We start from the raw sequence: 26,975 nt of genomic DNA on the forward strand, positions 1-26,975 counted from the left end.
TGCCTACTTTCTATCCAAAGTACCAAAAAGGTTCTAACAACTTATTCTTAAATGGTTTATTATCTAAATAGTATAAAAGATTGGGGGAGGAGAGGAAAGAATGATTCCTTTTACAGAGCGGATTATAAACTGGGCAATACGTCCACTGGTGTTTGGTCTACTTTGGATTCTTGTACTTTTGCCAATCGAGAGGGATTTTCTGCCTTCTGGTCTTTTATTATGTGCTCTTGCTTTCATCTTCTATTTTTTCATTCCCGTAACTACTAAGCCGATTGTTCTATACATAGCAGTTTCATTTACATTCTTACCAATTATTTTAGAGGCTGGAAGTGAACCGATTTTTCTTCAGCTTGCGTTTTTGTTGATAGACGCGTGTTTCCGATTGGACAGTCGGAATTTTAAGTTGTATTTATTGCCGATTTTCGGTATCGCGGTACTTTTAAGTGTATTCACTTCAGACGTTCACACCGTCTCGATGCTGTTATTAGCGGGAGCCGGTATTTTGGCATGGTCGGTTAATCGTGATCGGAATGAACGAGTGGAGTATCGTCGATTATACGACGGGTTATTGGACGAATACCGCAAACTGAAAAGGGAACATAGCGAAAGTGATCGTGTTGCCCGCTTAGAAGAACGGGCACGAATTGCCCATGATATCCATGACTCTGTCGGTCATCAATTGACAGCTTTACTTATGCAGCTTGAAATGATGAGTATAGAAAAACAATCAGAGGAATACGAGGGACTGAAGGTCATGGCCAAGGAGAGTCTGGAGGAAACGAGGAAGGCAGTCAAGACGTTGAAATATGAATTAGCAACCGGAATTGAATCGGTCATTCAACTGATCCGAAAGTTAGAATCGGATCATTCCTTGTCTGTTAAGTTTACAACGAGACAAGGGGTATTACGCACAACGCTTTCAAATGAGCAGAGCGTGACCCTTTACCGATCGATTCAAGAAGCATTAACGAATGCTATGAAGCATGGTGATACTCGGGAGGTTTCGGTGACTATCGGTCGGACAGCCCTTGGTGAGTTGGAATGGATTGTCACGAATGGTTTATCTCGACAAACGCATTTTACAGAAGGTTTTGGATTGACGGCTATGAGGGAGAGAGTGGCCTCTGTCGGCGGCGAATTACGAGTGCTTCAAACAGAAAAGGCATTTACTGTTGAAGGAATGATGCCGATTGGGGGAGTGAAAGTTGGCAGCTAAAATCTTGATAGTGGAAGATCAACTGATCGTCCGGAAAGGGATTCGGATGATTGTAGAACAGAACCCGGAACTGGTAGTAATCGGTGAAGCGATGAATGGCGTCGAGGCAATTAAGTTAGTGGAGCAGGAACTGCCGGATTTAATCTTGCTCGATATCCGTATGCCTGAAATGGACGGGGTGGCGACTGTAAAGGTGGTCAAGGAAAGATGGCCGGAAGTAAAGATTTTAGTTCTCACTACGTTCAATGACGACGGGGCAGCTTTAGAGACGCTGAAAGACGGCGTAAATGGATTCATGCTGAAAACAGCTGAACCTGAAAAGCTCATCCAGTCCATCCATAGCTGCCTTTCGGGTGTGCTCGTGCTTCATGAGGAAGTGGCAGCAAGGATGGTTCCCATGCTTTCTGAACGAAAGGTAGAGAAGCAAACTAACGAAGGAACCCTGACGGAACGGGAAATGGATATCGTACGATTGGTAGGTACCGGTAAGACAAACAAAGAAATCGCTCAGCAATTGTATCTTTCCGTCGGTACAGTTAAAAATCATATTACGAATATCCTGCAACAATTAGACTTACGTGACCGCACACAACTGGCCATTTACGCAGTGAAAAATGATTTGATTGATTGAACGTCTCTATTGAGGCGTTTTTTGTTGTGCTCAAAAAAGTGACGGAGGTCATAGCAGAAGTGATGACTTAGGGTAGTTGGATAAGACACTTTCTGGCTATACGATAGAGATATGAAGGAGGGGGACGGAATGTTGGACGCTATCAATTTAACGAAGCATTACAAACAACAAAAAGCAGTACAAGGAATATCACTGCATCTCGATCGGGGAGAAATCGTCGGGTTGCTCGGGCCGAACGGAGCTGGTAAATCCACTGCTATCGCGATGATTTCATCTCTGATTCAACCTACAAGCGGGGAGGTTCGCTTTGAAGGCGAGAATTCGGTGATGGAGCCGAATAACCTGCGCAAAAAATTGGGTGTAGTCCCACAGGAGATTGCGCTCTATGAGGATTTGACCGCTAAGGAAAATCTCTATTTTTTTGGTCGCATCCAGAAGCTCCGGGGCGTTGTGTTGAAAGAACGGGTGGAAAAAGTGCTGCAACAGATCGGACTGGCGGATCAAGGGAAAAAGCTTGTAAAGAATTTTTCCGGCGGGATGAAACGGCGACTTAATATTGGGGCGGCACTCCTTCATGAACCGGAAATCCTCATTATGGATGAGCCAACGGTCGGAATCGATCCCCAATCACGAAATTATATTTTGGAGACTGTCAAAAGGCTGAATCATGAAAAGGGAATGACCATTTTATATACAAGTCACTACATGGAAGAAGTCGAATATCTTTGTGACCGTATTTATATTATGGACCGCGGTAATATTATCGCCTCCGGCACGAAGGAAGAGATTAAAAATATCCTTTCATCTGAAAAGACGATTGTTGTCAAAACGGAAAGAAGAAACGAAACATTCATCCAACAGTTGAAACAACTGCCGGTTATTTCTAAATTGGATGAGAGCGATCAGGTCATAACGATGGTGGTTCCCAAAGAGGTCCAATTGTTTTCTCAAATATTCAAGTTTGCAGATGAGACAGGTGCCATTGTACATGGAATTGAAGTTCAAACACCGACTCTTGAAGATGTGTTCCTCCATCTGACGGGAAGGGCGTTGAGGAATTGATGATTTGGTCATTGATTTGGAAGGAGTTTAAATTATTTATTCGAAATCCTCAAGAACTCCTTGTTCTTTTACTGATGCCGTTAATACTTATAACAATTTTAGGATTTGCATTAAACTCTTTTTTTACTGAGGAAGCCTCACCCGTTACTGGAAAAGTAGCATTGGTCCAAAATGGAGACGAAGAAAAAGAATTCGAGCGGTTTATGCAATCACTGTCTGATTCACCGATTCCAGAGCCGGCAATCAGGCAAATTGAAGGGCAAGTGAAGGGGATTTTACCGATACAGATGCTTCGGGAAAGAATCTTTGGGAATGAAGAACTCTCGAAGGTAATAGCTTTAGAGGAAATAACACCTGCTCAAATTAGCGACGCGAAGGACGATGGGGAATACTCCGCCATTATTGAAGTGCCGGAGGGTTTTACAGAGAACTTGCTTCATTCATTATTCATAGAAGAACGGGAAGTTCCAGGGCTGATCGTTTATGAAAATGAGGAAAAGGATTATTCCTCTGCTTTTGTATCGGATGTAGTCGAGCAGTTTAAGGAGCAATATTCATTAATGGCCTCGCTTGGAAGAGAAGGGTTGGTCGTTGAAGAGGAACCCCTTGGAGGAATGGGAGTGGCAGGAGCAATTGAAACAGTGACAAAACAAGAACCTATTGGTGCATTCTCCTATTATGCAGTCGGGATGAGTGTCATGTTCGTGTTGTTCCTGGCAGGAAATATTAGCACGAATAGTTATATGGAAAAACAACAGCATGTCTATGACCGGATCCGGTTGGCGAATGTGCCAAGCACCTTTTATCTTTTAGGAGTATTTCTCTCTGGCTTTGCGCTTGCTGTGATTCAACTCTGTATCTTATATGGCGGTGCAGCGTTCATGTACGATGTGCACTGGACGAATATAGGGGAATTCCTTGTTATCACACTCTCCCTAAGTTCGGTTGTCGCAAGTATCGGTGTCTTATTGACTGTTATTAACCAACGAATAGGGAGTGATTCCGCTTCCAAGTTATATGGCAATGCCGGGGTAGCCATTCTCGCCTTTTTAGGAGGTAGTTTTACGCAAGTGGGCAATATTTCGGAGACGATCCAGGTCATTGGAAATCTTACACCGAATGGAGCGGCCATGACGGCCTATTTAAATGTCCTGCAAGGAGCGGTATTGCCGGATATTTTAGTTTACGTCTGGACACTTCTTATTGAAACGATTGTCATTTTGACCATTGCTTCTCTTTTTTCTAAGCGGAAGGCGGTGAGGGCATGATTGGAATTTTACTGACTAAATTTCGTTTAACTGCTCGTAAACCATGGTCCCTAATCATTTTGACGGTTCTCTGTATCGGTTTCGCTTTTTTTATGGGAGGCGGCGAATATACAAAAGTTCCCGTCCCTGTTGTGAGTACTCTTTCAAAAGAAGAGACTGGTGAATTTTTGAAAGAACTGAATAGATCAGACCTCTTTATGTTCATCGAAACTGACGAAGGAACTTTAAGAAACGATATTAAAAATGGGAATAATGAAGCGGGGCTCTTATTACATGAGACGGATTTTACGGTGATTGCCTCTGTGAAGAGTTCTGATGTTTCTCTTCTTCAACGGTTTGTGGTCGAACACTATAACAAAAGACTTCAGAAGGATGCGTTACTAAATTCTTTGCCGGATGAAAAGAAGGAAAGCGCAGAGATGGTTTGGGAGAAAGCGTTGACAGAACCTTTATTCGCAGTAGAAAAAGCCAGTTTTTCATCTGACAAGGCAAGAGTAATTGATATGCATTTACAAAGTCTTTTTGGATTTTCCCTATTCTTTGTTATTTATACTGTTTCATTTAGTATCGCTGCAGTGTTAGAAGAGAAAAGGAATCTCATTTGGAATCGAATGGTTGTATCACCTGTCCGAAAGTGGGAAATGTATGCCGGGAACTTAGTGTATAGCTTTCTGATCGGATACGGGCAAATCGTGATCATCTTCCTGACATTTCGGTATGGAGCGGGAGTCGAATTCCACGGTGGCTTCGGTAGAACGCTTATTGTGCTCATTCCTTATGTTTTGACCATCGTTGCACTTTGTATGCTACTGGCAGGGCTTACTCAATCGATACGACAGTATAATGCATTCATTCCGATTTTGAGTGTAGTTATGGCGATGCTTGGAGGGGCTTATTGGCCGATCGAGATTGTGACATCCGATGTAATGATTTTCCTTTCAAACTTTTCTCCGATTTTATATGGGATGGAAGCATTGAAGGGGGCAACGTTATATGGAAAGTCAATGCAGCAACTATTAGAGCCTCTTAGTATCTTGCTGCTAATGGCAGTTTTGATGATGGGGTTAGGCATCAATGCGATGGAAAACAGAAAAAGATAAGAACAAGCTTTAGCCATCAGGTACTCCTGATGGCTATTTTTATGACATATGTCAGGTGACTTTCATGACAAGTTCTACTAATCGTTGATGATGACCGAACGTAAAATGAGAGTATCAAAGAAGAGGTGATTCTATTGGCATTAGCAGTGGAGATCAACGGATTAACTAAGAAATTCAAGGAAAAGACAGCAGTCGATGATGTGACGTTTTCCATTCAGCGAGGTGAGATTGTCGCTATTTTGGGACCAAATGGAGCGGGTAAGAGTACGACAATGCTTATGATGCTTGGACTCCTAAATCCGACAAAAGGGGAGGCAAAGCTTTTCGGATCCTCTACAAAAGAAACGAAAATAAGGGAGCGGCTCGGTGTCATGCTACAGGACGTGAGCCTGATGGATGGGTTGAAAGTTAAAGAGCTTCTACAAATGGTTCGGGGTTACTATCCAGATCCTTTTTCCCTTGAGCAGCTTTGCAGACTAACCGGTTTGAAGGAAGAGGATTTGAACAAACGGACTGAAAAGCTATCGGGCGGACAGAAGCGTAGGGTCGGCTTTGCTATGGCGGTTGCCGGTAATCCGGATTTGCTATTCTTCGATGAGCCGACAGTCGGAATGGATATTTCCTCACGAAGAGTATTCTGGGATACGGTGAAGGAATTGGCGGATGATGGTAAAACGATTATTTTTTCCACTCACTATCTTCAAGAAGCGGATGACGTGGCACAGCGGATCATTTTATTCAACAAAGGAAAGATTGTCGCGGACGGGACGCCAGGGGAAATTAAGAATCAGTTATTGAAGCGTTCCGTATCATTTACGACAAATGCCCAATTACCAAAAGAACTGTTCCTTCAATATCCGTCAGTGTCTGATGTGGTGTTTAAAGATGGACGAATGGTGATTGTTACGGATGATACCGATTTAATTCTTTCGAAAATATTTGAGAAAAAGATCGATGCCCGTGACATCTTCGTAGACAGAGGTCGTTTGGAAGAAGCGTTTGAGCAGCTGACAGCAGAGCAAAAGGAGGCCATATAAGATGAAATTGTTCATTAATCAATGCAAGATAGAGTTTTTGAGGATATTCCGAAATCCTTATTTCCTATTTTGGTCTTTGGCTATGCCCATCGTCTTTTATATCTTCTTTACGAAAGTTCTAAATACAGGGGTAGAAGACAAAGCAGTATGGGATGCGCATTTTCTCATGTCTATCACTGTTTTTAGTGTCATGGGGAGTGCCATTATGACACTTGGCATCAGGCTTGTTCAGGAGCAGCGGGAAGGATGGACGAAATATATCCGAGTTACACCACTTCCGGATATGACATATTTCTTTGCGAAAATGACTGGGCAAACGGCGGTCCATATCTTTTCTATTATCATTATTTTCACGGTAGGTTTTTTGATCAACGATATTTCATTAACGGCATCTGAATGGACTCTAAGCGGATTATGGATATTGGTAGGTTCCCTGCCATTTTTGGCTTTAGGTGTGTTGATCGGATTCATGAAACGCGTTGATACGGCTTCCGGCGTGAGCAACGCCATCTATATGATTTTGGCCATCACCGGCGGACTCTGGATGCCGATGGAGATTTTGCCTGAATTCATACAAACGGTAGGCAAAGCACTTCCGGCTTATCATTATGGTAACGGCGCATGGAGTATAATCCGCGGGGACATTCCGAATGTTCAAGATATTCTAATATTGTCAAGTTACCTAATTCTCTTTATGGTAGTATCAAACTATATTAGAAGGAAACAGGAAGCGGTGTAAGAACGTGAAGAAATTTCAACTATTCCCGAAACGCCATGGTCTGATGCCATATATTTCGCTACTCTATTTATCATTTCCGATCATCTATCTAACTCTTGAGACTGGCTTTAAGTTGGTTTTAGGCATTGTCATGATGGGCGCATTTCTATTCACTTATTACAAATTGTATTGGGTTCAATCTGACAGGGTGTATGCGGTTTGGTGGATTATTCAGCTAAGTATCATCTTAGCTTTTTCAATAATTTTTACTCCTTGGAATTTATTCATGGCATTCTACTCTGCTAATTTTGTCGCTTATTTTGAAAAACAGCGGACTTTTTTCATTGCCATGGGTGTATTGGGGGTCAGTGTTTTAGCAGTTGCCGTTTGGTGTGAAATGAGGGGGGCCACATTAGAATACTTTTTAGTAATTCCCATGTATTTCGTCATGATGTCCACACCTTTTGCTGTCCGGTCTATTGCCCGTCAAGCCCAATTAGAACAGCAATTGAACAAAGCGAATGAGCAAATTCAGGAGCTGATAAAGCGCGAGGAACGTACCCGTATTGCCCGAGACCTTCACGACACACTCGGACATACGTTATCGTTAATTACCCTTCAAAGCCAGCTCGTGCAACGGCTGGTATCCAAAGATCCAGATTATGCAATTAAAGAGGCGAAGGAAATCGAGGCAACCTCCCGAGCGGCGTTGAAGCAAGTGCGGGAACTCGTAGCTGATATGCGCTCACTTTCAATTGACAGTGAAATCGAAAGACTATCACAACTCTTCAAAAAAGCTGAAATTGAATTACAGGTCGATAGGGAAGAAGAACCTCACAAGCTTCCGCATCTTCAGCAAAACATCATCTCGATGTGCTTGCGGGAGGCAGGTACAAATATCGTTAAACACAGCAAGGCAAACATGTGCCGAATCTCCTTCCGTAACCAACATGGAAATATGCTGATTACAGTCAAAGATGATGGGGTCGGTTTTAATGCAAGCGCTGGAAAAGGAAGTGGATTGGATGGCATGCGGGAGCGGCTGGCACTTGTTGAAGGGAATATGAACATCGACGGACAACATGGAACTGAACTGACTTTAACCATTCCGATTATTGTAAAAGCTGAGGAGGCCTACGTATGATTCGAATTGTCATGGCTGAAGATCAAAAGATTTTACGTGGGGCGCTTGGTGCCTTATTGAACTTTGAAGAAGATATGGAAGTGATAGGCGAAGCAGGTGATGGTGAGGAGGCAGTACATCTCATTTCTCAGTTACAGCCAGATATTTGCTTATTGGATGTCGAGATGCCACTCAAAAATGGACTCGAAGTAGCGGAAGAAGTAAAAACGGTCAGCCCAAATAGTAAGATTATCGTCCTCACAACGTTTGCACGACCTGGATATTTTGAACGAGCCATGAAAGCAGGTGTCCACGGATACTTACTAAAAGACGGATCCATTGAGGACTTGACCGGTTCAATTCGTCGGGTCATGGCAGGGAAAAGGGATTTTGCTGCCGAACTGGTCATGAATTCTTACCGGGAGGATAATCCTTTGACCGAGAGGGAGCAGGAGGTGCTAAGCCTTGCTGCTGAAGGGAATACATATAAGGAAATTTCTCGTGCGCTTTACTTATCATCAGGAACCGTTCGAAATTATATGTCCGAAATTCTCCAGAAAATGAATGCCAAAAACAAAGTCGAAGCCATTTCCATGGCGAAGGATAAAGGTTGGATTTAATATCAAGCATCAGAGGGGACTCTGATGCTTTTTTGATTAGCCAACTGGGTCTTGCCTTTTTGTTCTTAAAAGTAGGCCACAAAAACAGAATCGGTAATATATCCTGATTATCGGTAATAACTGGCTAATAATCGGTAAAATAAAGAAACAATCGGTAAGATCGCGAAATATTAGACAGCCTGTTCTTTCAAATCTCCCTGTTCAGCTGCCAGCTTATTCAAGGTATTCATTATCTCTTCATTCACGTAAGAGAGTTCTTCTTTAAATTCTTTGCCGTCCCGGAACTGAATGGCTTCTCCTGCAGTAATCGTCTTTCTTTCTTTACTGACGTATAGAGGGACGAATCGTATATGCTCTCCTGTCGCCTTATAATAGTACCTTTCAATATAGAGATACCCATTATACAAGTCCTTCGTTCCCGATGAATCATCTGCGTAGTCGATATCCGGGAAGATTAGGAGACGTTCACCCTGTTGCATGGCTTGTACGCTTTCTCTGAATGTATGTATGACCTTCTTCGATTGCCGATAAACAGGAATAGCCCTTGCAGATTGGTAGAAGGCAGAGAATGCAGCTGCTAAAGGATAAGATAGGTACTTTGCTAACCAAGGCATCAAGTTGAAACGCTTCGTAAACGTATAGTTATACAACTGTTCAAAACCAGTTTCCTTATGAAAGAAAACGTGGAATACCCAGAGCCGAACAGGAATTGGTAGCCATAACATTAATATGAAAGGACCGAAAAAGTTTTGGTGATGGGATACATAGACAATCGGTCCTTCTTCATGCAATGGGGAAGGTAATCGATATGTTGGATAAACGAGACGAACGGTTCCGCGAACTAACAAAAAAGTTTTTCCATATTTCATAGCCCGGCTTCACGCTGCTTTCTGTTCTTCGATTCAAAGAACTCCCGTACCATCCGTCTGAAGATTTTGGCAGAATCACGAATCGATTTGTAATGGGAGCCTTCATTATTATTAAAGTAGATTGTTTCAATGGGTATTTCATGAAAAGGGAGTTGATTTCGCCGTGCGTAAATGAGCATATTGATTTCGTATTCATACCGTTCACCCTTCAGTTGAGTGAGAGTATGGATTTCCGATGTTGGAATCCCTCTTAAACCCGTTTGCGTATCTTCCAATCTGTACCCGAATAGCCAATAGAAAAATTGGGTGGTCAACCGATTTCCGAGTGTACTCCGGAAAGGGACGTGCTCTGCATTCAAGTCCCGGACACCTAAAATCAGGCTGCGCTCTCCTGTTTCTAACGCTTCTGCCACTTTGGCGATATCTTGTACGGAATGCTGACCATCAGAGTCTGCCGTTACAACGCCTTTTAAATTGGTTTCGTTTGTTAAAAAGTGTTCAAATGCTGTTTTCAATGCCCGTCCTTTACCACGATTTACGTCGTGTGTCAGTACATGACAACGTTCCATGCTACTAAGATGCTCAAAAATGTGGTTTAGCTCCTGGGTGCTGCCGTCATTCACAACCAAGACAAGCGGTGCACCTTTTTGGAGCAATTCCTCTACGTAGTCAATTAATATTTCAGAGGGGTTAAGGGCGGGAATGACAATCGCGCTATTTCTCATACGATAGCCTCCATACTCTAATTTGAATTGACATTATATAATATAAATCCTAACATTTAGCAGAATTACTTTGTCATAAAAAGCTTATGATATTTTTTGATTATCCTATTCTATGAAAAGAATAATGGAATTATGGGTGAGCAATCTCTTTATTTAGGTTCTTTACCACAAGTTTATTCAATTTAAATGAAATTAGTAAGATTTCTTTATTAAAATTGACAAAACCTTAACATCCGTATCGAATTGATTGCTTTCACTGTTTTTCTTAGTACAATTGAAAGATAGTATGGAATGGAGAAGGAGATCTACATGGATATATTCACGGAGAAGGAATTGCTGGATGTAATCGGCGAGTTATTTTCGGACGAAGTGTCGATTGCTGTATCGAACACAACCGAATATGTATACTACCGGCCAAGCAAACGTATCGATTTAAAAATCTCACCGGGCGATCCGGTCCGTGAAGGATCTTTAGCCTACAAGGCCATCCATTCCAAGCAAAAGCTATCCGAGTTTGTCAACCGTTCCGTATTGGGAGTTCCTTATCATGGGATGGCGGTTCCATTTCATCGTGATGGGAAACTGGCGGGTTGTGTAACAGCTATATACCCTTCTTATACTGAAGGTCAATCCGTTATAACAATGAAAACTGAAGACGGTTGGATTCCTATTCCTTTTAATGAAGTGATATACGTAGAAGTGAAGGACCGTAAGACAACAGTCGTATCGGATCGAATTTCCGGTACGCACAAAAACTCTCTTCAAGAATTCGAATATCTTCTTCCAAGGGATTCTTTCATCAGATGTCATCGTTCGTTCATCGTCAATGTCCATCAGATTAAAGAAATACATCCCGACACTCATTCAACTTTCGTTTTATCGATGATTGGTGGCCATCAGATTCCCGTAAGCCAATCCTATTCAAGTTATTTCCGAAAATTATTAGGTTTTTGAACCACAAAATATTCTGGCTCGCGCAATAGCATTTCTGCTTCGCGGGCTTTTTTACTGTTCACTCCCCGTTTTTCCGAAAATGAAAGCGCTTCAGCTACAATAAGATTGGATAAATAGTATATAAATGAAAGAGGCATCAGGGATATGGACAAACTAAACCGAATTGAAAATGCAAAACTTCAGGAACGTGTCGTAACACCTGAAGAAGCTGCATCTTGGATTACTGACGGCATGACACTGGGCCTAAGTGGGTTTACTCGTGCGGGTGACGTTAAGGCGGTCCCGATGGCACTCGTCAATCGTGCTGAAAACGAACAATTTAAAGTGAATGTATTTACAGGAGCTTCATTAGGTTCCGATGTTGATAAATTATTTGCAGCTGCGGGAATCGTCAACAAACGTCTTCCTTTCCAGGCAGATGCGACGATGAGAAGCAAGATCAACAGTGGAGAAATGTACTTTGTTGATCAGCATCTTTCACATACGGCTGAATTACTTCGGGCAAATGTGCTTGAGCAAATAGACTTTGCGATAATTGAGGCCATTTCAATAAAAGAAGATGGGACGATCATTCCGACTACTTCTACCGGCAACTCGTTAACGTTTGCTACAAACGCAAAAAATATTATTGTAGAAATTAATCTTGCACAATCGCCACTATTAGAAGGTGTTCATGATCTATTTGAACCCGGGAAACAAGGCGAGCGAGACCCGATTCCATTGACGAAGGTCGATGATCGCATTGGAGACATAGGGATTAAAGTAAATCCTGAGAAAATTAAAGGGATTGTTTTCACAGATCAGCTCGACTCTCCTTCAACCATCGTGCCGCCGGATGAAGAAACGGAAATTATGGCACAGCATCTGCTCTCCTTCCTTCGTAAGGAAATTGAAGCTGGCCGGTTGACGGAAAAACTTGCACCTCTTCAATCGGGAATCGGTTCTGTGGCAAATGCTGTTCTACATGGTATGGTAAACTCCGAATTTGAGGGGCTCACGGTCTACTCGGAAGTGTTGCAGGATGCAGTGTTTGACTTGATGGATGCAGGGAAAGTGGACTTCGCTTCTTGCTGTTCTATCACATTGTCAGAAGAAAAGATGGCTCATGTGTTCAATAACTTTGAGCAATATCGTGATAAGATTGTCCTGCGTCCACAGGAAATCTCGAATCATCCTGAAATTATCCGTCGTCTCGGCTTGATTTCCATTAATACTGCTTTGGAGTTTGATATATACGGAAACGTTAACTCTACACATGTATCCGGAACGAAAATGATGAATGGTATCGGTGGATCCGGGGACTTTGCCCGTAACGCCCGACTCGCTATTTTCGTTACAAAGTCGATTGCGAAGGACGGGAAGATTTCTTCCATCGTGCCATTTGTTTCTCACGTGGACCACACGGAACATGACGTTGATATCGTTGTAACGGAACAAGGATATGCGGATCTACGCGGTTTGGCACCAAGACAGCGTGTTGAGTTAATCATTGAAAACTGCGCACATCCCATGTACAAAGAACAATTGCGTGATTACTATGAAGAAGCACTTACTCGTGGTGGACAAACTCCACATGTATTAGAAAAAGCATTTTCCTGGCATACAAACTATGCTCAAAACGGGACGATGCTACAAAAAGATTGAGCAAAAATTCATCAGAGAAACTGCCTGTCCGAATTTGAGGACAGGCAGTTTTTTTGGTCTAAACAATATTAATATAGTAAATAAACTAAATATAAAAATTATATAGACTAAAATAACTATTTGAATTATAATCTATTTACTCATAAGAGGAAACATTCTGATAACTTTTTCAGAAACAAAGGGGGAAACTTAACCATGAAGAGAAAATTATTCAACACATTAGCCGCTACAGCACTTTTCGCAGGCGTTTTAGCAGGCTGTGGAACTGATGGAGGATCAGGTGCAAGCGGCGACACGATTAAAATTGGAGCTAACCTGGAATTATCAGGTAACGTAGCATCCTATGGTACATCCATCTATGATGGGGTCAAGTTAGCAATCAAAGAGATTAATGCAAATGGTGGAGTAAATGGCAAAAAACTTGAACCAATTGCCGTAGATAATAAGTCTGAAGCTTCTGAAGCAACAAATGGAGCACTTAAACTTACTGATCAAGATAATGTACTGGCAATTATCGGAGCTGCAACAAGTGGTAACACAGTTGCTCAAGTTGAAGTGGCCAATAACGCAGAGACAATTTTAATCTCTCCGTCAGGAACTGCATTGAATGTAACTGTGAATGATAAAGGGGAGTTAAACCCATATGCATTCCGTACAACATTCATTGACCCGTTCCAGGGGACAGTAGCTGCAAACTTTGCTATCAATGAATTAGGGATCAAAAAAGCAGCGGTTTACCAAGACAATGCAAGTGATTATGCAAAGGGCCTTGCTGACGCATTCATCGAAACATTTGAAGCTGCCGGCGGTGAAATTGTAGCCGATGAAGCGTATGTAGCAAAAGATACTGACTTCCGTTCTACGTTGACACGTTTGAAGTCTGCAAGTCCTGAGTTCATCTTCATCCCTGGATATTATGAAGAGGTTGGATTGATCGTTAAACAAGCACGTGAAATGGGAATCGATGTACCACTTATGGGTGGTGATGGTTGGGATTCTCCTACTTTGGTTGAACTTGCTGGAGCAGAAGCTTTGAATAATACATTCACAACAAACGCTTACTCGGCTAATGACCCAGATGAAAAAATCCAACAGTTCGTTAAAGCATTTGAAAAAGAGTATGACAAATCTCCAGACGGATTTAACGCTCTTGGATATGACACGGTATACCTATTGGCAGATGCAATTGAGCGTGCCGGAGAAGCGGATGCTGAGAAAGTAAGGGACGCCCTGGAACAAACGAAAGACTTTAAATTAGTGACAGGAACAGTAACAATCGACGAAAACCACAACCCAGTCAAGTCTGCTACAATTCTTGAATACAAGGACGGTAAACAAGAGTTTAACTCGAAAGTAAATCCTTAATGCACAAATGGATTGGGAGGAGACATCCTCCCATTTCTATTTCTTAAACTATCTTTAGCAAATGAAAAGATTCCGCTTAATGCAATAAGTTAACTAAAGTTTCGTAAAGGGGGAAGCGGACATGGAGTGGTTCCAGCAGTTGGTGAACGGGATTTCCCTTGGCAGTATTTACGCGTTGATCGCACTCGGGTACACAATGGTGTACGGAATTATTAAATTGATCAACTTCGCACATGGGGAAGTATTTATGGTAGGTTCATTCATCGGCTTTTATTCAATTGTGGGGTTCGGACTCGATTTCTTCACAGCCCTTATACTGGCAATGGCGTTGTGTGCCATATTCGGTGTATTGATAGAACGGGTTGCGTATAGACGGCTCAGAAGTGCTACACGTATTGCGGCACTAATCACTGCGATCGGTGTGTCTTTCCTCATCCAATATACGTTTATACGAATTCGGGGAGCCGGTCCTGAAGCCTATCCGGAAGTATTTACAAACCGTACATTTGAGCTTTTTGGCGCTCAAATTAGCATGAAATCTGTTTTAATCTTGTCTGTTTCAATCGGTTTGATGGTCATCCTTCAATTTATCGTACATAAAACGAAAATCGGGAAGGCCATGCGTGCAGTATCCCAAGATACCGAAACAGCGCGTCTGATGGGCATCAACGTGGATAATACCATTTCCGCAACGTTTGCGATCGGTTCCTCATTGGCAGGAGCAGCTGGGGTAATCTTTGGTTTGTACTATACAAAAATTGACCCGTTAATGGGCGTTATTCCCGGTATTAAGGCATTTATAGCGGCGGTATTGGGAGGAATCGGCATTATCCCTGGAGCGATGGTCGGTGGACTCTTACTGGGTGTGGTCGAGACAGCAGTAAGTGCTTCAGGCTACTCATTATGGAGGGATGCGGCGGCATTCGTCATCCTGATTTTAATTTTAATCTTCAGACCTAACGGGCTATTTGGCAAGAATGCCCGAGAGAAAGTGTAGGTGGGCGGACTATGAAAAACAAATTAAACAAGTTTTGGGTCTTCATTGTCGTTGCAGCTGTTGTTTATGGTGTTGTGCAAGCCCTCATCTCCACAGGCATTCTAAATAACTACAACACAAATACACTGATCTTAATGGCCATCAATATCATGCTGGCAGTAAGTTTGCATCTTGTCATCGGAATCACCGGCCAATTCTCGATCGGGCACGCTGGGTTCATGGCTGTCGGAGCATATGTTTCTGCTATTATTACAGTAAAATTAGGGCTTCCGTTCATCGTTGCCATTGGTATTGGTGGGGTTGTGGCTATGCTTGCGGGTCTGTTAGTCGGCATACCGACACTTCGTCTACGCGGAGACTACTTAGCCATAGCGACACTCGGTTTTGCAGAAATTATCCGGATTATTTTCTTGAATATCGATTATGTCGGCGGAGCAGCAGGGATGCAAGTATCAAAGTTGACAACTTGGACTTTTGCCTTCATCTGTATGGTCATTACTATTGCGGTTGTGTCTAACTTTACAAATTCGCGTCATGGCCGTGCGTGTCTATCGGTCCGTGAAAACGAAGTAGCAGCAGACGCTATGGGAATCAATACAACGTATTACAAGGTGGCCGCATTTGCAATCGGGTCATTATTTGCAGGAGTAGCGGGAGCAATATACTCCCACAACTTCTATATCATCCAACCGGCTAACTTTGGGTTCTTGAAGTCTTTTGATATCCTGATCTTCGTCGTACTAGGTGGTTTAGGTAGCTTATCAGGTGCAGTCATTTCCGCTATTTTGCTGACGATTGTTTCTACATATCTACAGGCATTCCCGGAAATGCGTATGATATTCTACAGTTTAGTCCTGATTGTAGTCATGCTTTACCGTCCACAGGGATTAATGGGAACACGCGAAATTACAGATCTATTGCCGACAGGAAAGTTCCGGAAGGGGGCTGCCCAAGGTGTCAAATAACCACATATTAAAAGTTGATAACGTAGGTATCCGCTTCGGGGGTTTGAAGGCAGTATCAGGATTTAATATGGAATTGCATCAAGGTGAACTTGTGGGTCTAATTGGTCCGAATGGTGCGGGAAAGACTACGAGTTTCAATATGCTGACAGGCGTTTATACGCCGTCAGAAGGAGAAATCATATTCGAAGGAAAAAAAGTGAACGGTCTTCCGCCATTCAAAGTAACACGGTTAGGAATCAGCCGGACGTTCCAGAATATTCGCCTGTTCAGTGAAATGTCAGTTTTGGATAACGTAAAGGTTGCTTATCATTCACAGGCAAAACACACGATGATCAGTTCGATTCTCAGGTTACCATCTCACTTTATAGGTGAAAAGGAGATGGAGGAAAAGTCCATCGAGTTCCTGAAGATCTTCAATTTGGACGGAGATATGCACGAAAAGGCAAAGAATCTCCCGTACGGGAAACAGCGCCGCCTTGAAATAGCACGAGCTCTTGCGGCTGGTCCAAAGCTTTTGCTATTGGATGAACCGGCAGCAGGTATGAATCCGAAGGAAACTGCGGAACTAATGTCGCTCATCGCGTTCATTCGTGAGAAATTTGACTTGACGATTCTATTGATTGAACATGATATGAATTTAGTCATGGGGATTTGTGAGCGGATTTATGTCCTCGACCACGGACAATTGATCGCTGAAGGAACGCCGGAAGAAATCCGCAATAATCCGAAAGTTATTGAGGCGTATTTGGGAGAGGAGGTTCCTGCACATGCTTAGTGTCAAAGACATCGATGTCTATTACGGGAACATCCATGCACTGAAAGGACTTTCCCTCGATGTAAATGAAGGAGAGATTGTAACATTGATCGGTGCAAATGGCGCGGGAAAAACAACCCTGTTAAAAACATTATCTGGCCTATTGAAGCCGAAGAACGGAACGATTCACTATATGAATGAATCGATTGTCGGCAAACAAGCTCAAACAATCGTAAAAGCGGGTATTTCACACGTACCGGAGGGGCGCCGAGTCTTTGCTACGATGTCTGTTGAAGAAAATTTAGAGTTAGGTGCTTATTCACGTAAAGATAAGAATGGTATAGAAAAGGACATGGCGAAAGTGTATGAAACTTTCCCGAGACTTCATGAACGCCGCAAGCAACTTTCGGGCACTCTCTCTGGCGGGGAGCAGCAAATGCTGGCAATGGGCCGTGCCATTATGGCGAAGCCAAAGCTATTGTTGCTGGATGAACCTTCGATGGGTCTGGCACCTTTAATGGTTCAGACTATTTTCCGAATTGTTGAGGAGATCAATAAAGAAGGCACGACCATTCTTCTTGTTGAGCAAAATGCAAATATGGCATTATCTGTAGCGAATCGCGCATATGTCATTGAGACGGGCCGCGTAACGCTGTCAGGTACAGCAAAAGAGCTTCAAGCAAGTGACGATATTAAAATGGCTTATTTAGGTGGGCACGTCTAAAACAAGAAACGGCTTTTCCGATAAAACGGAAGAAGCCGTTTTTTCTCTCTGGAATTCTAATATTGGGAATAGAGACGTACACTGTTTACATAGTTATAGTACAATCGGCACTAAAACTACCATGTAAATAGTTTCATTTTCTATTATTTCTGAAAATTAAATATAATTATTGATTTTTGTATGATACTCTATTTCCAATTACGAGAAAAGGGGAGAAATTCACGTGAATTTCAAAAAGCGATGGAAGAGATGGTTGGTGATTATGATGTTAACAACAGGTGCATTCATTCCATATGTACAAGCGCCGGAACCTATGACAGTAACTGCTTCAGAGGGATATGCTGATCTAAGTGCACAACTCCGTGATATTTTAAAGGACGAACGGATTAAGGGGGCAATCGCAGGCGTAAGTGTACGAAAAGCTTCTGACGGGGAATTGCTATTTTCGCACTTCGGTGATATCCGCCTTCATCCTGCTTCTAATATGAAGCTACTTACAGGTGCTGCGGCTTTGGAAATCTTAGGCCCTGAACACCGATTTACAACGGAAGTATTTACAGAAGGAAAAGTTAACGAAGGTACACTGAATGGAGACCTTTACTTAAAAGGAAAAGGGGATCCGACCTTACTGAAGGCGGACTTCGACCAATTGGCAGCAGATGTGAAGAAAGCTGGAATCCGTGTAATTAACGGAGACTTGATCGCAGACGATAGCTGGTACGATAACGTTCGCCTTTCTCAAGACTTGAACTGGTCTGACGAATCGTTCTATACCGGTTCTCAAGTTTCGGCGCTGACAGCTTCTCCTAATGAAGATTACGATTCAGGAACAGTCATAGTGGCAGTAAATCCTGGTTCAGAAGGCGAGCCTGCTAAAGTGACGCTTGATCCTTTTACAGACTATGTAACAATCGTGAATAAGGCTAAGACCGTTGCTAAAGGCGGTAAAAAGGATATCAGCATTGAGAGGGAACACGGAACGAATACTATTATCGTTGAAGGAACAATTCCTGTAGATGGTTCTCAATCACGTTCATGGGTAGCGGTATGGGAGCCAACTGGCTATGCACTTGATCTATTTAAGAAATCACTACAGGAAGCGGGAGTCCAATTTACCGGCCATTCCAAAACAGGCTTTGCCGTAACACCTAAAGAGTCCAAATTAGTGGCTTCCAAGGATTCCATGCCATTGAAAGAGTTAATGATTCCATTTATGAAACTCAGCAACAACGGTCACGCAGAAGTGTTAGTAAAGGAACTGGGCAGAAAAGTATACGGTGAGGGTTCTTGGGATAAAGGGTTGGAAGTATTGGAAGAAGCAGCAGACGGATGGGGAATGGATACGTCTACAATGATGCTTCGGGATGGTTCTGGTATGTCCCATAAGAATATGATTCCTGCAGATGAAATCTCAAAAATGCTTGTTGCGGTTCAGGAAAAGCCTTATTTTGCTGAATACTTGAAATCTCTTCCGGTGTCAGGAGCGGCTGATCGTATGGTCGGCGGAACACTTCGGGGCAGAATGAAAGGAACAGCCGCTGAAAATAATGTAAAAGCTAAAACAGGCTCCCTAACAGCGGTTTCCTCATTATCCGGTTACGTGACGACACAGGCAGGGGAAGAACTCGTCTTCTCAATTATGATCAATAATGACCTGACGACGGTCACACCGATTGAGGATGCGCTCGTCACCGCAATTGCGAATTATAACGGGAGATAAAACCAAAAAGGATCTCATCCAACTAAAATGGAGAGATCCTTTCTTAATTATCGTTTTGGTTGATAATCGAGCTCTAAAAATAGTTCTTTCAGTTCCTGCTCTGTCAGGTCACGCCATTTCCCAACAGGCAAATGACCAAGCTCGATGTTCATAATCCGAATCCGTTGCAGGCTTCGAACATTATAACCGAGTGCTGAGCACATACGCCGGATTTGGCGATTTAGTCCTTGCATCAAAATGATCTTGAATACATTTTTTGATAGTTTCTCAACTCGGGCAGGAAGTGTTACAGTATCCAAAATTTCAACGCCAGAGGACATCTTCTCTAAGAACTCATGGGTGATTGGTTTGTCTACAGTCACGATATATTCTTTTTCGTGGCGGCCTTCTACCCGAAGAATTTCATTGACGATATCTCCATCGTTTGTGAGTAATATCAGGCCTTCTGAATCCTTATCAAGTCGGCCGATGTGGAAGATTCGTAACGGATGATTAACAAAGTCGACAATGTTTCCCTTCACATGCCGTTCTGTTGTACTTGTAATACCTACTGGTTTGTTTAGGGCAATGTAGACAAGCTGGTGTTCTGCCTTAACCGGCTTTCCGTCAACTCGAACATCATCGCCTTGTTCAACTTGACTTCCGAGTTCCGCTGGCTTGCCATTAATGGTTACTCGCCCGTCCGAAATCCATTGATCGGCACCGCGTCTTGAGACGATTCCTGTTTCACTTAAGTATTTATTGATCCGCATACTCTCACCTGCTTTTTTCGTTGAGAACAGTATAGCGTAAAATGTGAGATTCTACATCGATTTTCATTTTGCTATGATGAGGAAAAGGGAGATGGAAGCATGTTAGTTCAAAGGAAAACAGATAGAATTTGGCTTGTACGATTATGAGTTTTTTACCGGATTTAGAACGTTTAACAGGTGCAACTATAATCACCACCATTTCGGACGGTTTTCAAAACAAGGTTTTTGAAGCTCGATGGAATGGAAGAAAAATCATTATTAGGCTATCAGAAAAATCACGCCGTCCACTTGAACAGCTCTTGGCTGAAATGGAGTGGCTTGATTATTTAGCAGGGCAGGGCATCCGTGTTGCGAAGGTTATTCACCACCCAATTGAGATCACGGACGATGATATTCCATATTTTGCTGTGTTTTTTGAGCATACCGATGGAAGACCTGTAAATGTGCAAAACTTAAGTGAGTGGAACGAGGAATTTTTCGAGCGGTGGGGAAAAGGGATAGCTCTCCTTCACAATGCCGGAGCTCCGAAGTTATCACGGCCGACATGGCTCTGGGAAAATGATTTAGAAGAAAAAACAGAACGGACGCCATGGCTAAAAATTGCTTATGATAAAATCATAAACAACATGGAGGAGTTCAACCATGATCAGCATTGTTTTGGATTAATCCATAATGACCTACATACAGGCAATTTTCATATAGTGAAAAAAGAAGTAGTTCTATTCGATTTTGACGACTGTACCTACCATTTTTATGCCCAGGACTTAGCGGTTTCCATCTACCATGCGCTTTGGACAGGTATGTCTTACTACCCGGAATGGAATGAGTTTCCTGATTGTTTCCTGGCGAGTTTCTTAAAAGGATACTCTTCTGAAAGGGCATTGCAGCCTGACATGTTTGAACAGCTACTTGAGTGTTTGAAAATGCGCGAAGTATTCCTTTTTACACTATTTCGTGAAAAATGGAATTTGGAAAGTATAGAAGAATGGCAACGGTTGAAACTAATTGATTTGGAAGAGTCAATACAAAAAGGAAAAGTTCCATTTGAGAAAGAGCTCTTAACTTATAAAGGATTATTTTATGCAAAGTAGAAACTATTAAGTGTCTTCACCCGTATATAGGGTAAGGAGTGAACGGAATTGGAAATAGAAAAAACTGAAGAGCATTTGGAATCCACTTACCGAAAAGTTGAGAATGCCGTAAGTTGGGGAGTGGATAAGCGAGTATTACTGACGATTGCCAGTTCTTACGTATCGTCGGGCAGGACGTTTGATGGCAAACGTTTTTTGGAAATTTCGGATAGTATTAAGAAGAGTACGAAATGGTATTCGCCGCTACGGGGTAATATCATGTATGTAATAGCTTCCCTGCTCGATCAGGATGACTCTGAAATCGAAGAAAAACTGAACGTATTGTTCAATAAGGCTGAGGCGTTAAAGGCTGCAGGTTTCAAAGAATCGGTACATCTCTATTTGGCGGCATCTTTGTTGCCTGACGAAAGCGATCTTTACGCAGAAGCAGTTAAAGCAAAAGATTTTTACGATGAGATTAAAAAACGGCATCGTTACTTAACGTATCACGATGATTATACGTACGCTGTCCTTTTGCGGAATAACGGTGATCCATCCGAGCAGGCAGATGTAATGCGTTCCTATTATGATGATTTACGTGCTGAAGGGTTTATGTTAGGGAATGAACTCCAATGGATGTCCCAAGTTCTGGCGTATGGGAATTCGTCACTCGATCGCTCTCTTCCTGCACGTGCCGCAGAAATTAGGGATAGCTTTAAGGTGTTGGGAACCAAAATACGGACTTCCCATTTCCCTCAATTAGGATTTGTCACTGGTTTCAGATTGAATGGCCAGCAGCTTCAACAGCTTTCAGAAATTGTAAAAAATCTTGAATCAATGAAGCTATTCCGCTGGTACAAGGATATGGCTTTCCCGATTGCTGTACAGCTGATGATCCGGGAACTGATGAATGAGGATCAGGCAATAGATATCAGTATGGCTGCTACGGTGGAAATGCTGATGCAAGCACAACAAACTGCCATGTTAGCGGTAGTCAGTACCTCCGTTGCCGCATCATCAACAGGCGGCGAATAAGAAAACGATACTCTCACATGTTAAAATAGGCTTAACACTATGTGAGCAGGCAATAATTATAGATTTTTTAAAGAATCTGCTCGCTTCCACTTGATGGGCGCTCAGATTCTTATTTTTTTCTCTTAAAACACTTCAGCCAAAGGAGGAACTTACATTGAAAGAAACGAAGCTTTGGATTGACGGAGAATGGATCGAACCAAGAAATACGTATGATTTAACATCGCCGTATAACGGAGAACTAATTGCTAAAATCGCAAAAGGTTCACCTGAGGATGTAAAGAAGGCAATTGAAGGAGCAGATCGTGCTTTCCATTCTTTCAAAAAATGGACGGCATATGAACGGGCTGAGTTATTGTATCGAGTAGTTGAAATCATGCGTAAAAAGAAAGAAGAGCTTGCACAAATTTTAGTAATGGAAGCTGGGAAACCGATCAAAGCTGCAAGGGGCGAAATCGATCGAACAATCGCCACTTACCAATTTGCCGCGGAAGAAGCAAAGCAAGTAAGAGGGGAAACAGTTCCTTTAGATGCAGCTCCTGGGGTCACAAATCGAATTGGTTGGACAAAAAGAGTTCCATTGGGTGTCGTATCTGCAATCACGCCTTTCAACTTTCCTTTTAACTTAGTAGCGCATAAATTAGGACCGGCGTTTGCCGTTGGAAATACAGTTGTATTAAAGCCTGCTAACCAAACACCATTAAGTTCCATTGTGATGGCGGATATATTTAAAGAAGCAGGTTTACCAGAAGGGGCACTGCAGATTGTAACAGGGAGCGGAAGCGAACTGAGTGATGCTCTTGTCACACACCATCTCGTGAAAAAAGTGACATTCACAGGGAGTGTTCCGGTTGGTCTTGAGATTAAAAAGAAAGCAGGACTCCGTAAGATAACTCTGGAACTTGGATCGAATTCTGCGCTCATTGTTGAGCCGGATGTCCCTCTCGAACATATGATTAAGCGAGCTGTGGAAGGAGCCTTCAGCTTCTCTGGCCAGGTATGCATTTCCCTACAGCGCCTTTATGTCAATGAGTCCATAGTTGATGAGTTTACTGAGAAATTTATTGAGGAAACGAAGAAATTGAAAGTTGGTGACCCTTCAGATGAATCTACGGATCTAAGTGCCATGATTCATCCGAAAGAAGTAATCCGGATCCGGGAATGGATCGAGGAAGCGAAAAACGCAGGTGCACATGTTGCAACCGGAGGTAATTTCTCTGAGTATCATTTAGAGCCAACTGTTATGACAAATGTAAAACCGGATATGAATATCGTTTGCAAGGAAGTTTTTGCGCCGATTGTCTCCATTGTTCCTTATAAAACCTTGGATGAAGCGATCGGATATGTAAATGATTCTGATTTCGGTTTGAATGCCGGAATTTTCACGATGAATATTGAGAATGCCATGAAAGCGGCAGATGAGATTGAAACGGGAACTGTAAATATTAATGATATTCCTACATTCCGCGTGGACAATATGCCGTATGGTGGTGTTAAAAATAGCGGATATGGACGGGAAGGCATTAAATATGCAGTTCAGGAAATGACCGATTTAAAGCTTATTACAATGAAAACGAAACTTTAAAAAAGAGACGATAAGATTTTAGGCAGCTTGCATAAAATCTTATCGTTTTTTTATCTATAGCAACTTTTCCTCCGATTGCCATCCACTATCTACTTTCCCTCTACAACAAACGCTGTATTATTACGATTGTCTATCTTTTTCGACAGCTTTCTCCCTCACTCTCTAAGAAATTTGTCCTATATTAGACTATTATTTCTTCCCTGAAAATATATATCACTATATTGTAATTTTCTTAAAATTTTGTTAAAGTAGATTCTAATTAAAAGATAGAATATTTTAACAAAACGGAACATACAGAGAGGTAGGGGGGAACAGCATGAAAATTTTTGTATCCGTAGACATGGAAGGAATTACAGGGTTACCGGATTACACTTTCGTAGATTCTTCAAAGCATAATTACGAACGGTCGAGACGCATTATGACGCAAGAGACCAATGCAATCATCGAAGGAGCATTGGCAAAAGGAGCCACAGAAATCCTCATTAACGACAGCCACTCCAAGATGAATAATATTTTAGTAGAAGAACTTCATCCGGAAGCGTCACTGATTACTGGAGATGTCAAACCATATTCGATGGTACAGTCCTTGGATCATACATATGATGGAGCAATTTTTTCAGGATATCATGCAAGAGCAGGAATGCCTGGAGTAATGAGCCACTCCATGATTTTCGGCGTACGTACAATGTATATCAATGATGTTGAAATTGGTGAGCTTGGATTGAATGCCTATGTTGCTGGCTATTATGGGGTTCCAGTTATTTTGGTAGCGGGGGATGATGGAGCAGCACGTGATGCAAAAGAGCTTATTCCGAACATCACGACCGCGGTAGTAAAAGAATCTATTTCTCGTTCTGCTGTGAAAACGCTTACTCCGGCGAAAGCTCATGCTTTATTGAAACAAAAAGTGGCAGAAGCCCTTGATAACCGTCACCAAGTCGCGCCGTTAGTTCCACCAAAGAACCCAGTGTTACGAATTGAGTTCACGAACTACGGGCAAGCGGAATGGGCAGCACTCATGCCGGGAACAGAAATCGAACCTGGAACTACGATTGTGAAATTTGAGGCAAAAGATATATTGGAAGCTTACCGTGCAATGCTGGTCATGGTTGAGTTGGCGATGCAGACGAAGTTCTGTTAAGGGGGAAACAACATGTTTAGTTATATCGTTAAGCGATTCCTCATGATGATCATAACGATACTGATTATCGCGTCATTGACATTTGTTCTGATGCATTCTGTACCGGGATCACCGTTCAACGAGGAGCGGACCACAAACGAAACCATCCAGAAAAACCTGGAGTCATATTACAAACTCGATCAGCCACTGCCAGTACAATATTTGAACTACTTAAAATCCATTGTGACGTTCGACTTCGGACCATCCATTAAAAAACCGAATGAGTCTGTAAATGAATTGCTGGGACGCGGTTTCCCGATTTCATTTGAACTTGGTATGGTAACAATCCTTGTGGCAGTATTGTCAGGCATTACATTGGGGACATTGGCCGCATTGAAGCATAACGGGATCATCGATTATGCCGCCATGACCTTTGCCGTCGTGGGAATATCTGTCCCGAACTTCGTCTTGGCAACACTTCTAATCCAGAAGTTAGCGGTTGACTGGAACCTGCTTCCGCCTGCTACTTGGAGCAGTCCGCTGCATATGATTTTGCCGACCCTGGCACTTGCTACCGGGCCAATGGCGATCATTGCCCGGTTAACTCGTTCCAGCATGTTGGAAGTGTTGACACAGGATTATATTAAAATGGCCAGAGCAAAAGGGTTAACCCCTTTCCGGATCATTGCAAGACATGCTTTACGAAATGCGTTGATGCCGGTTGTTACCATCATGGGTACGATGTTAGCCGGTATTTTGACTGGAACTTTTGTTATTGAGCGGATCTTTGCTATTCCAGGCATGGGGAAATACTTCGTTGAAAGTATTAATAATCGTGATTACCCGGTCATTATGGGTTCCACCGTTTTCTATAGTGCATTTTTAGTATTCATGTTATTTGTAGTTGATATTGTTTACGGCTTATTGGATCCCCGGATCAAGTTGCATAGAAAAGAAGGTGATGAGTAATGACAACGGTACGCAACGAGACGAACTTAACCCCGCAGAATGTACCGGATGAGTGGTTCCGACCGAAAGGAAAGGATCTTGAGGAAGCGGAATCGGTCGTACGTCCATCACTTTCCTATTGGAAGGATGCTTGGCGGAGGTTAAAGAAAAACAAACTCGCCATGACCGGATTGGGCTTTTTAATCTTATTGGCGCTCTTTGCCATATTTGGTCCGATCTTATCTCCTTATGAAGTAAATGTGACCGATTATAAAAATCAGAACTTGGCACCATCAGCTGAACATTGGTTTGGAACAGATGACGCAGGGCGGGATGTATTTACCCGGACCTGGTACGGTGCACGGGTTTCCTTATTTGTAGGTGTCATGGCTGCACTGATTGATTTCTTCATCGGTATCCTTTACGGCGGTTTCAGCGGTTATAAAGGCGGACGGACTGACGCAGCCATGATGCGGGTCATTGAAGTACTTTACGGACTGCCGCATTTGCTTGTAGTCATCCTATTAATGGTCGTTATGGGGCCAAGCTTGACGACGATCATCGTCGCACTTACCGTAACTGGTTGGGTCGGCATGGCACGGATTGTCCGAGGACAAGTTTTACAGATTAAAAACTACGAATTCGTAACGGCATCCAAGTCATTTGGTGCCAAATCGATGCGGATCATAAGACGGAATCTATTACCGAATACAATGGGTCCTATTATCGTACAAATGACATTAACAGTACCGAGCGCGATTTTTGCGGAAGCGTTTTTGAGTTTCTTAGGTCTTGGAATCCAAGCGCCATTCGCGAGCTGGGGCGTTATGGCAAACGATGCACTTCCGGTCATCTTATCCGGCCATTGGTGGCGACTATTCTTCCCGGCATTCTTCATTTCACTTACGATGTTTGCGTTTAACGTACTCGGAGATGGATTGCAGGATGCGCTGGATCCGAAATTGAGGGGGTGAGC

26 protein-coding genes are annotated in these 26,975 nt (G+C 42.7%); 23 read left to right on the forward strand and 3 right to left on the reverse strand.

The window, feature by feature from the left end; all coding sequences use genetic code 11:
* The first annotated feature begins 100 nt into the window (after positions 1-100).
* The 9 genes from ACFOZY_RS15145 to ACFOZY_RS15185 all read left to right on the forward strand — a co-directional run bounded on the left by ACFOZY_RS15145 (position 101) and on the right by ACFOZY_RS15185 (position 8,775).
* Positions 101-1,216, forward strand: coding sequence for a sensor histidine kinase (locus ACFOZY_RS15145; RefSeq protein ID WP_378156994.1), 1,116 nt, complete (start codon positions 101-103; stop codon positions 1,214-1,216).
* Entirely contained in the window at positions 1,206-1,847 is a 642-nt protein-coding gene (locus tag ACFOZY_RS15150) for a response regulator (protein ID WP_378156996.1), read from the forward strand. The genes ACFOZY_RS15145 and ACFOZY_RS15150 overlap by 11 nt, the downstream gene beginning before the upstream one ends.
* Positions 1,848-1,976: 129 nt before the next feature.
* On the forward strand, positions 1,977-2,909 hold the full coding sequence (locus tag ACFOZY_RS15155) for an ABC transporter ATP-binding protein (protein WP_378156998.1): 933 nt from the start codon (positions 1,977-1,979) through the stop codon (positions 2,907-2,909).
* Entirely contained in the window at positions 2,909-4,177 is a 1,269-nt protein-coding gene (locus tag ACFOZY_RS15160; protein ID WP_378157000.1) for an ABC transporter permease, read from the forward strand. Before ACFOZY_RS15155 ends, ACFOZY_RS15160 begins: the two co-directional genes overlap by 1 nt.
* A complete protein-coding gene (locus ACFOZY_RS15165) occupies positions 4,174-5,277 on the forward strand; it encodes an ABC transporter permease (RefSeq protein ID WP_378157002.1) in 1,104 nt (367 codons plus the stop codon). The genes ACFOZY_RS15160 and ACFOZY_RS15165 overlap by 4 nt, the downstream gene beginning before the upstream one ends.
* Before the next feature lie 134 nt (positions 5,278-5,411).
* Positions 5,412-6,314 (forward strand): ABC transporter ATP-binding protein, encoded by a 903-nt coding sequence (locus ACFOZY_RS15170; RefSeq protein WP_378157004.1) that lies wholly within the window; start codon positions 5,412-5,414, stop codon positions 6,312-6,314.
* Between the two features lies 1 nt (position 6,315).
* Positions 6,316-7,053, forward strand: a complete 738-nt coding sequence (locus ACFOZY_RS15175) for an ABC transporter permease (protein WP_378157006.1) — start codon at positions 6,316-6,318, stop codon at positions 7,051-7,053.
* A 4-nt stretch (positions 7,054-7,057) separates the two neighbouring features.
* Positions 7,058-8,176: a sensor histidine kinase gene (locus ACFOZY_RS15180; RefSeq protein WP_378157008.1), complete on the forward strand. Its 1,119-nt coding sequence runs from the start codon at positions 7,058-7,060 to the stop codon at positions 8,174-8,176.
* Positions 8,173-8,775, forward strand: a complete 603-nt coding sequence (locus ACFOZY_RS15185; protein WP_378157010.1) for a response regulator transcription factor — start codon at positions 8,173-8,175, stop codon at positions 8,773-8,775. The genes ACFOZY_RS15180 and ACFOZY_RS15185 overlap by 4 nt, the downstream gene beginning before the upstream one ends.
* Before the next feature lie 170 nt (positions 8,776-8,945).
* Here ACFOZY_RS15185 and ACFOZY_RS15190 read toward each other — a convergent pair whose 3' ends face one another.
* Both ACFOZY_RS15190 and ACFOZY_RS15195 read right to left on the reverse strand, forming a co-directional pair.
* On the reverse strand, positions 8,946-9,644 hold the full coding sequence (locus ACFOZY_RS15190; RefSeq protein ID WP_378157012.1) for a lysophospholipid acyltransferase family protein: 699 nt from the start codon (positions 9,642-9,644) through the stop codon (positions 8,946-8,948).
* The gene (locus tag ACFOZY_RS15195) at positions 9,641-10,369 is read right to left on the reverse strand and encodes a glycosyltransferase family 2 protein (protein WP_378157014.1); all 729 of its coding nucleotides are present in this window, start codon (positions 10,367-10,369) and stop codon (positions 9,641-9,643) included. Before ACFOZY_RS15195 ends, ACFOZY_RS15190 begins: the two co-directional genes overlap by 4 nt.
* Before the next feature lie 309 nt (positions 10,370-10,678).
* Here ACFOZY_RS15195 and ACFOZY_RS15200 point away from each other — a divergent pair, with 309 nt between their 5' ends.
* The 8 genes from ACFOZY_RS15200 (at position 10,679) to dacB (ending at position 19,492) form a co-directional block, all read left to right on the forward strand.
* Entirely contained in the window at positions 10,679-11,323 is a 645-nt protein-coding gene (locus ACFOZY_RS15200) for a LytTR family DNA-binding domain-containing protein (RefSeq protein WP_378157016.1), read from the forward strand.
* Positions 11,324-11,467: 144 nt separating this feature from the next.
* Complete coding sequence (locus ACFOZY_RS15205) at positions 11,468-12,967, forward strand: acetyl-CoA hydrolase/transferase family protein (RefSeq protein ID WP_378157018.1); 1,500 nt, start codon at positions 11,468-11,470, stop codon at positions 12,965-12,967.
* Between the two features lie 195 nt (positions 12,968-13,162).
* Positions 13,163-14,332: an ABC transporter substrate-binding protein gene (locus ACFOZY_RS15210; RefSeq protein WP_378157020.1), complete on the forward strand. Its 1,170-nt coding sequence runs from the start codon at positions 13,163-13,165 to the stop codon at positions 14,330-14,332.
* Positions 14,333-14,453: 121 nt separating this feature from the next.
* The gene (locus tag ACFOZY_RS15215) at positions 14,454-15,329 is read left to right on the forward strand and encodes a branched-chain amino acid ABC transporter permease (protein WP_378157022.1); all 876 of its coding nucleotides are present in this window, start codon (positions 14,454-14,456) and stop codon (positions 15,327-15,329) included.
* Positions 15,330-15,340: 11 nt separating this feature from the next.
* Positions 15,341-16,294 carry a branched-chain amino acid ABC transporter permease gene (locus tag ACFOZY_RS15220; RefSeq protein WP_378157024.1) on the forward strand — a complete coding sequence of 318 codons (954 nt, stop codon included), beginning with the start codon at positions 15,341-15,343 and terminating at the stop codon, positions 16,292-16,294.
* Positions 16,284-17,069 carry an ABC transporter ATP-binding protein gene (locus tag ACFOZY_RS15225; protein WP_378157026.1) on the forward strand — a complete coding sequence of 262 codons (786 nt, stop codon included), beginning with the start codon at positions 16,284-16,286 and terminating at the stop codon, positions 17,067-17,069. The genes ACFOZY_RS15220 and ACFOZY_RS15225 overlap by 11 nt, the downstream gene beginning before the upstream one ends.
* Positions 17,062-17,772: an ABC transporter ATP-binding protein gene (locus ACFOZY_RS15230; protein ID WP_378157028.1), complete on the forward strand. Its 711-nt coding sequence runs from the start codon at positions 17,062-17,064 to the stop codon at positions 17,770-17,772. The genes ACFOZY_RS15225 and ACFOZY_RS15230 overlap by 8 nt, the downstream gene beginning before the upstream one ends.
* 262 nt (positions 17,773-18,034) lie before the next feature.
* Entirely contained in the window at positions 18,035-19,492 is a 1,458-nt protein-coding gene (dacB, locus tag ACFOZY_RS15235) for a D-alanyl-D-alanine carboxypeptidase/D-alanyl-D-alanine endopeptidase (RefSeq protein ID WP_378157030.1), read from the forward strand.
* A gap of 47 nt (positions 19,493-19,539) precedes the next feature.
* Here the strand turns inward: dacB and rluF are convergent, their stop codons facing one another.
* Complete coding sequence (gene rluF / locus ACFOZY_RS15240; RefSeq protein ID WP_378157032.1) at positions 19,540-20,244, reverse strand: 23S rRNA pseudouridine(2604) synthase RluF; 705 nt, start codon at positions 20,242-20,244, stop codon at positions 19,540-19,542.
* A gap of 143 nt (positions 20,245-20,387) precedes the next feature.
* On the opposite strand from rluF, the gene ACFOZY_RS15245 reads away from it, so the two are divergent.
* The 6 genes from ACFOZY_RS15245 to ACFOZY_RS15270 all read left to right on the forward strand — a co-directional run bounded on the left by ACFOZY_RS15245 (position 20,388) and on the right by ACFOZY_RS15270 (position 26,973).
* Positions 20,388-21,335, forward strand: a complete 948-nt coding sequence (locus ACFOZY_RS15245; RefSeq protein WP_378157034.1) for a phosphotransferase enzyme family protein — start codon at positions 20,388-20,390, stop codon at positions 21,333-21,335.
* A gap of 48 nt (positions 21,336-21,383) precedes the next feature.
* Positions 21,384-22,349, forward strand: coding sequence for a DUF4003 family protein (locus ACFOZY_RS15250; RefSeq protein ID WP_378157036.1), 966 nt, complete (start codon positions 21,384-21,386; stop codon positions 22,347-22,349).
* A 154-nt stretch (positions 22,350-22,503) separates the two neighbouring features.
* Positions 22,504-23,931: an aldehyde dehydrogenase family protein gene (locus ACFOZY_RS15255; RefSeq protein ID WP_378157038.1), complete on the forward strand. Its 1,428-nt coding sequence runs from the start codon at positions 22,504-22,506 to the stop codon at positions 23,929-23,931.
* Between the two features lie 316 nt (positions 23,932-24,247).
* A complete protein-coding gene (locus tag ACFOZY_RS15260; protein WP_378157040.1) occupies positions 24,248-25,072 on the forward strand; it encodes a M55 family metallopeptidase in 825 nt (274 codons plus the stop codon).
* A gap of 12 nt (positions 25,073-25,084) precedes the next feature.
* Positions 25,085-26,020, forward strand: a complete 936-nt coding sequence (locus ACFOZY_RS15265) for an ABC transporter permease (protein WP_378157042.1) — start codon at positions 25,085-25,087, stop codon at positions 26,018-26,020.
* Positions 26,020-26,973 (forward strand): ABC transporter permease, encoded by a 954-nt coding sequence (locus tag ACFOZY_RS15270; RefSeq protein WP_378157044.1) that lies wholly within the window; start codon positions 26,020-26,022, stop codon positions 26,971-26,973. Before ACFOZY_RS15265 ends, ACFOZY_RS15270 begins: the two co-directional genes overlap by 1 nt.
* The last annotated feature ends 2 nt before the right edge of the window (positions 26,974-26,975 follow it).

It is taken from the genome of Chungangia koreensis (genome assembly GCF_042651785.1).
In the GTDB taxonomy this organism is placed as follows: Bacteria; Bacillota; Bacilli; order Bacillales_A; family Planococcaceae; genus Chungangia; species Chungangia koreensis.

Excerpts from the sequence above, each read along its gene's own strand:
- ACFOZY_RS15205 (WP_378157018.1), top strand. The coding sequence starts at position 11,468 with ATGGACAAACTAAACCGAATTGAAAATGCAAAACTTCAGGAACGTGTC.
- ACFOZY_RS15175 (WP_378157006.1), top strand. The coding sequence starts at position 6,316 with ATGAAATTGTTCATTAATCAATGCAAGATAGAGTTTTTGAGGATATTC.
- ACFOZY_RS15220 (WP_378157024.1), top strand. The coding sequence starts at position 15,341 with ATGAAAAACAAATTAAACAAGTTTTGGGTCTTCATTGTCGTTGCAGCT.
- ACFOZY_RS15265 (WP_378157042.1), top strand. The coding sequence starts at position 25,085 with ATGTTTAGTTATATCGTTAAGCGATTCCTCATGATGATCATAACGATA.
- ACFOZY_RS15260 (WP_378157040.1), top strand. The coding sequence starts at position 24,248 with ATGAAAATTTTTGTATCCGTAGACATGGAAGGAATTACAGGGTTACCG.
- ACFOZY_RS15160 (WP_378157000.1), top strand. The coding sequence starts at position 2,909 with ATGATTTGGTCATTGATTTGGAAGGAGTTTAAATTATTTATTCGAAAT.
- ACFOZY_RS15190 (WP_378157012.1), bottom strand. The coding sequence starts at position 9,644 with ATGAAATATGGAAAAACTTTTTTGTTAGTTCGCGGAACCGTTCGTCTC.
- dacB (WP_378157030.1), top strand. The coding sequence starts at position 18,035 with ATGATGTTAACAACAGGTGCATTCATTCCATATGTACAAGCGCCGGAA.
- ACFOZY_RS15230 (WP_378157028.1), top strand. The coding sequence starts at position 17,062 with ATGCTTAGTGTCAAAGACATCGATGTCTATTACGGGAACATCCATGCA.
- ACFOZY_RS15195 (WP_378157014.1), bottom strand. The coding sequence starts at position 10,369 with ATGAGAAATAGCGCGATTGTCATTCCCGCCCTTAACCCCTCTGAAATA.
- ACFOZY_RS15245 (WP_378157034.1), top strand. The coding sequence starts at position 20,388 with ATGAGTTTTTTACCGGATTTAGAACGTTTAACAGGTGCAACTATAATC.
- ACFOZY_RS15215 (WP_378157022.1), top strand. The coding sequence starts at position 14,454 with ATGGAGTGGTTCCAGCAGTTGGTGAACGGGATTTCCCTTGGCAGTATT.
- ACFOZY_RS15210 (WP_378157020.1), top strand. The coding sequence starts at position 13,163 with ATGAAGAGAAAATTATTCAACACATTAGCCGCTACAGCACTTTTCGCA.
- ACFOZY_RS15145 (WP_378156994.1), top strand. The coding sequence starts at position 101 with ATGATTCCTTTTACAGAGCGGATTATAAACTGGGCAATACGTCCACTG.
- rluF (WP_378157032.1), bottom strand. The coding sequence starts at position 20,244 with ATGCGGATCAATAAATACTTAAGTGAAACAGGAATCGTCTCAAGACGC.
- ACFOZY_RS15270 (WP_378157044.1), top strand. The coding sequence starts at position 26,020 with ATGACAACGGTACGCAACGAGACGAACTTAACCCCGCAGAATGTACCG.
- ACFOZY_RS15185 (WP_378157010.1), top strand. The coding sequence starts at position 8,173 with ATGATTCGAATTGTCATGGCTGAAGATCAAAAGATTTTACGTGGGGCG.
- ACFOZY_RS15155 (WP_378156998.1), top strand. The coding sequence starts at position 1,977 with ATGTTGGACGCTATCAATTTAACGAAGCATTACAAACAACAAAAAGCA.
- ACFOZY_RS15200 (WP_378157016.1), top strand. The coding sequence starts at position 10,679 with ATGGATATATTCACGGAGAAGGAATTGCTGGATGTAATCGGCGAGTTA.
- ACFOZY_RS15165 (WP_378157002.1), top strand. The coding sequence starts at position 4,174 with ATGATTGGAATTTTACTGACTAAATTTCGTTTAACTGCTCGTAAACCA.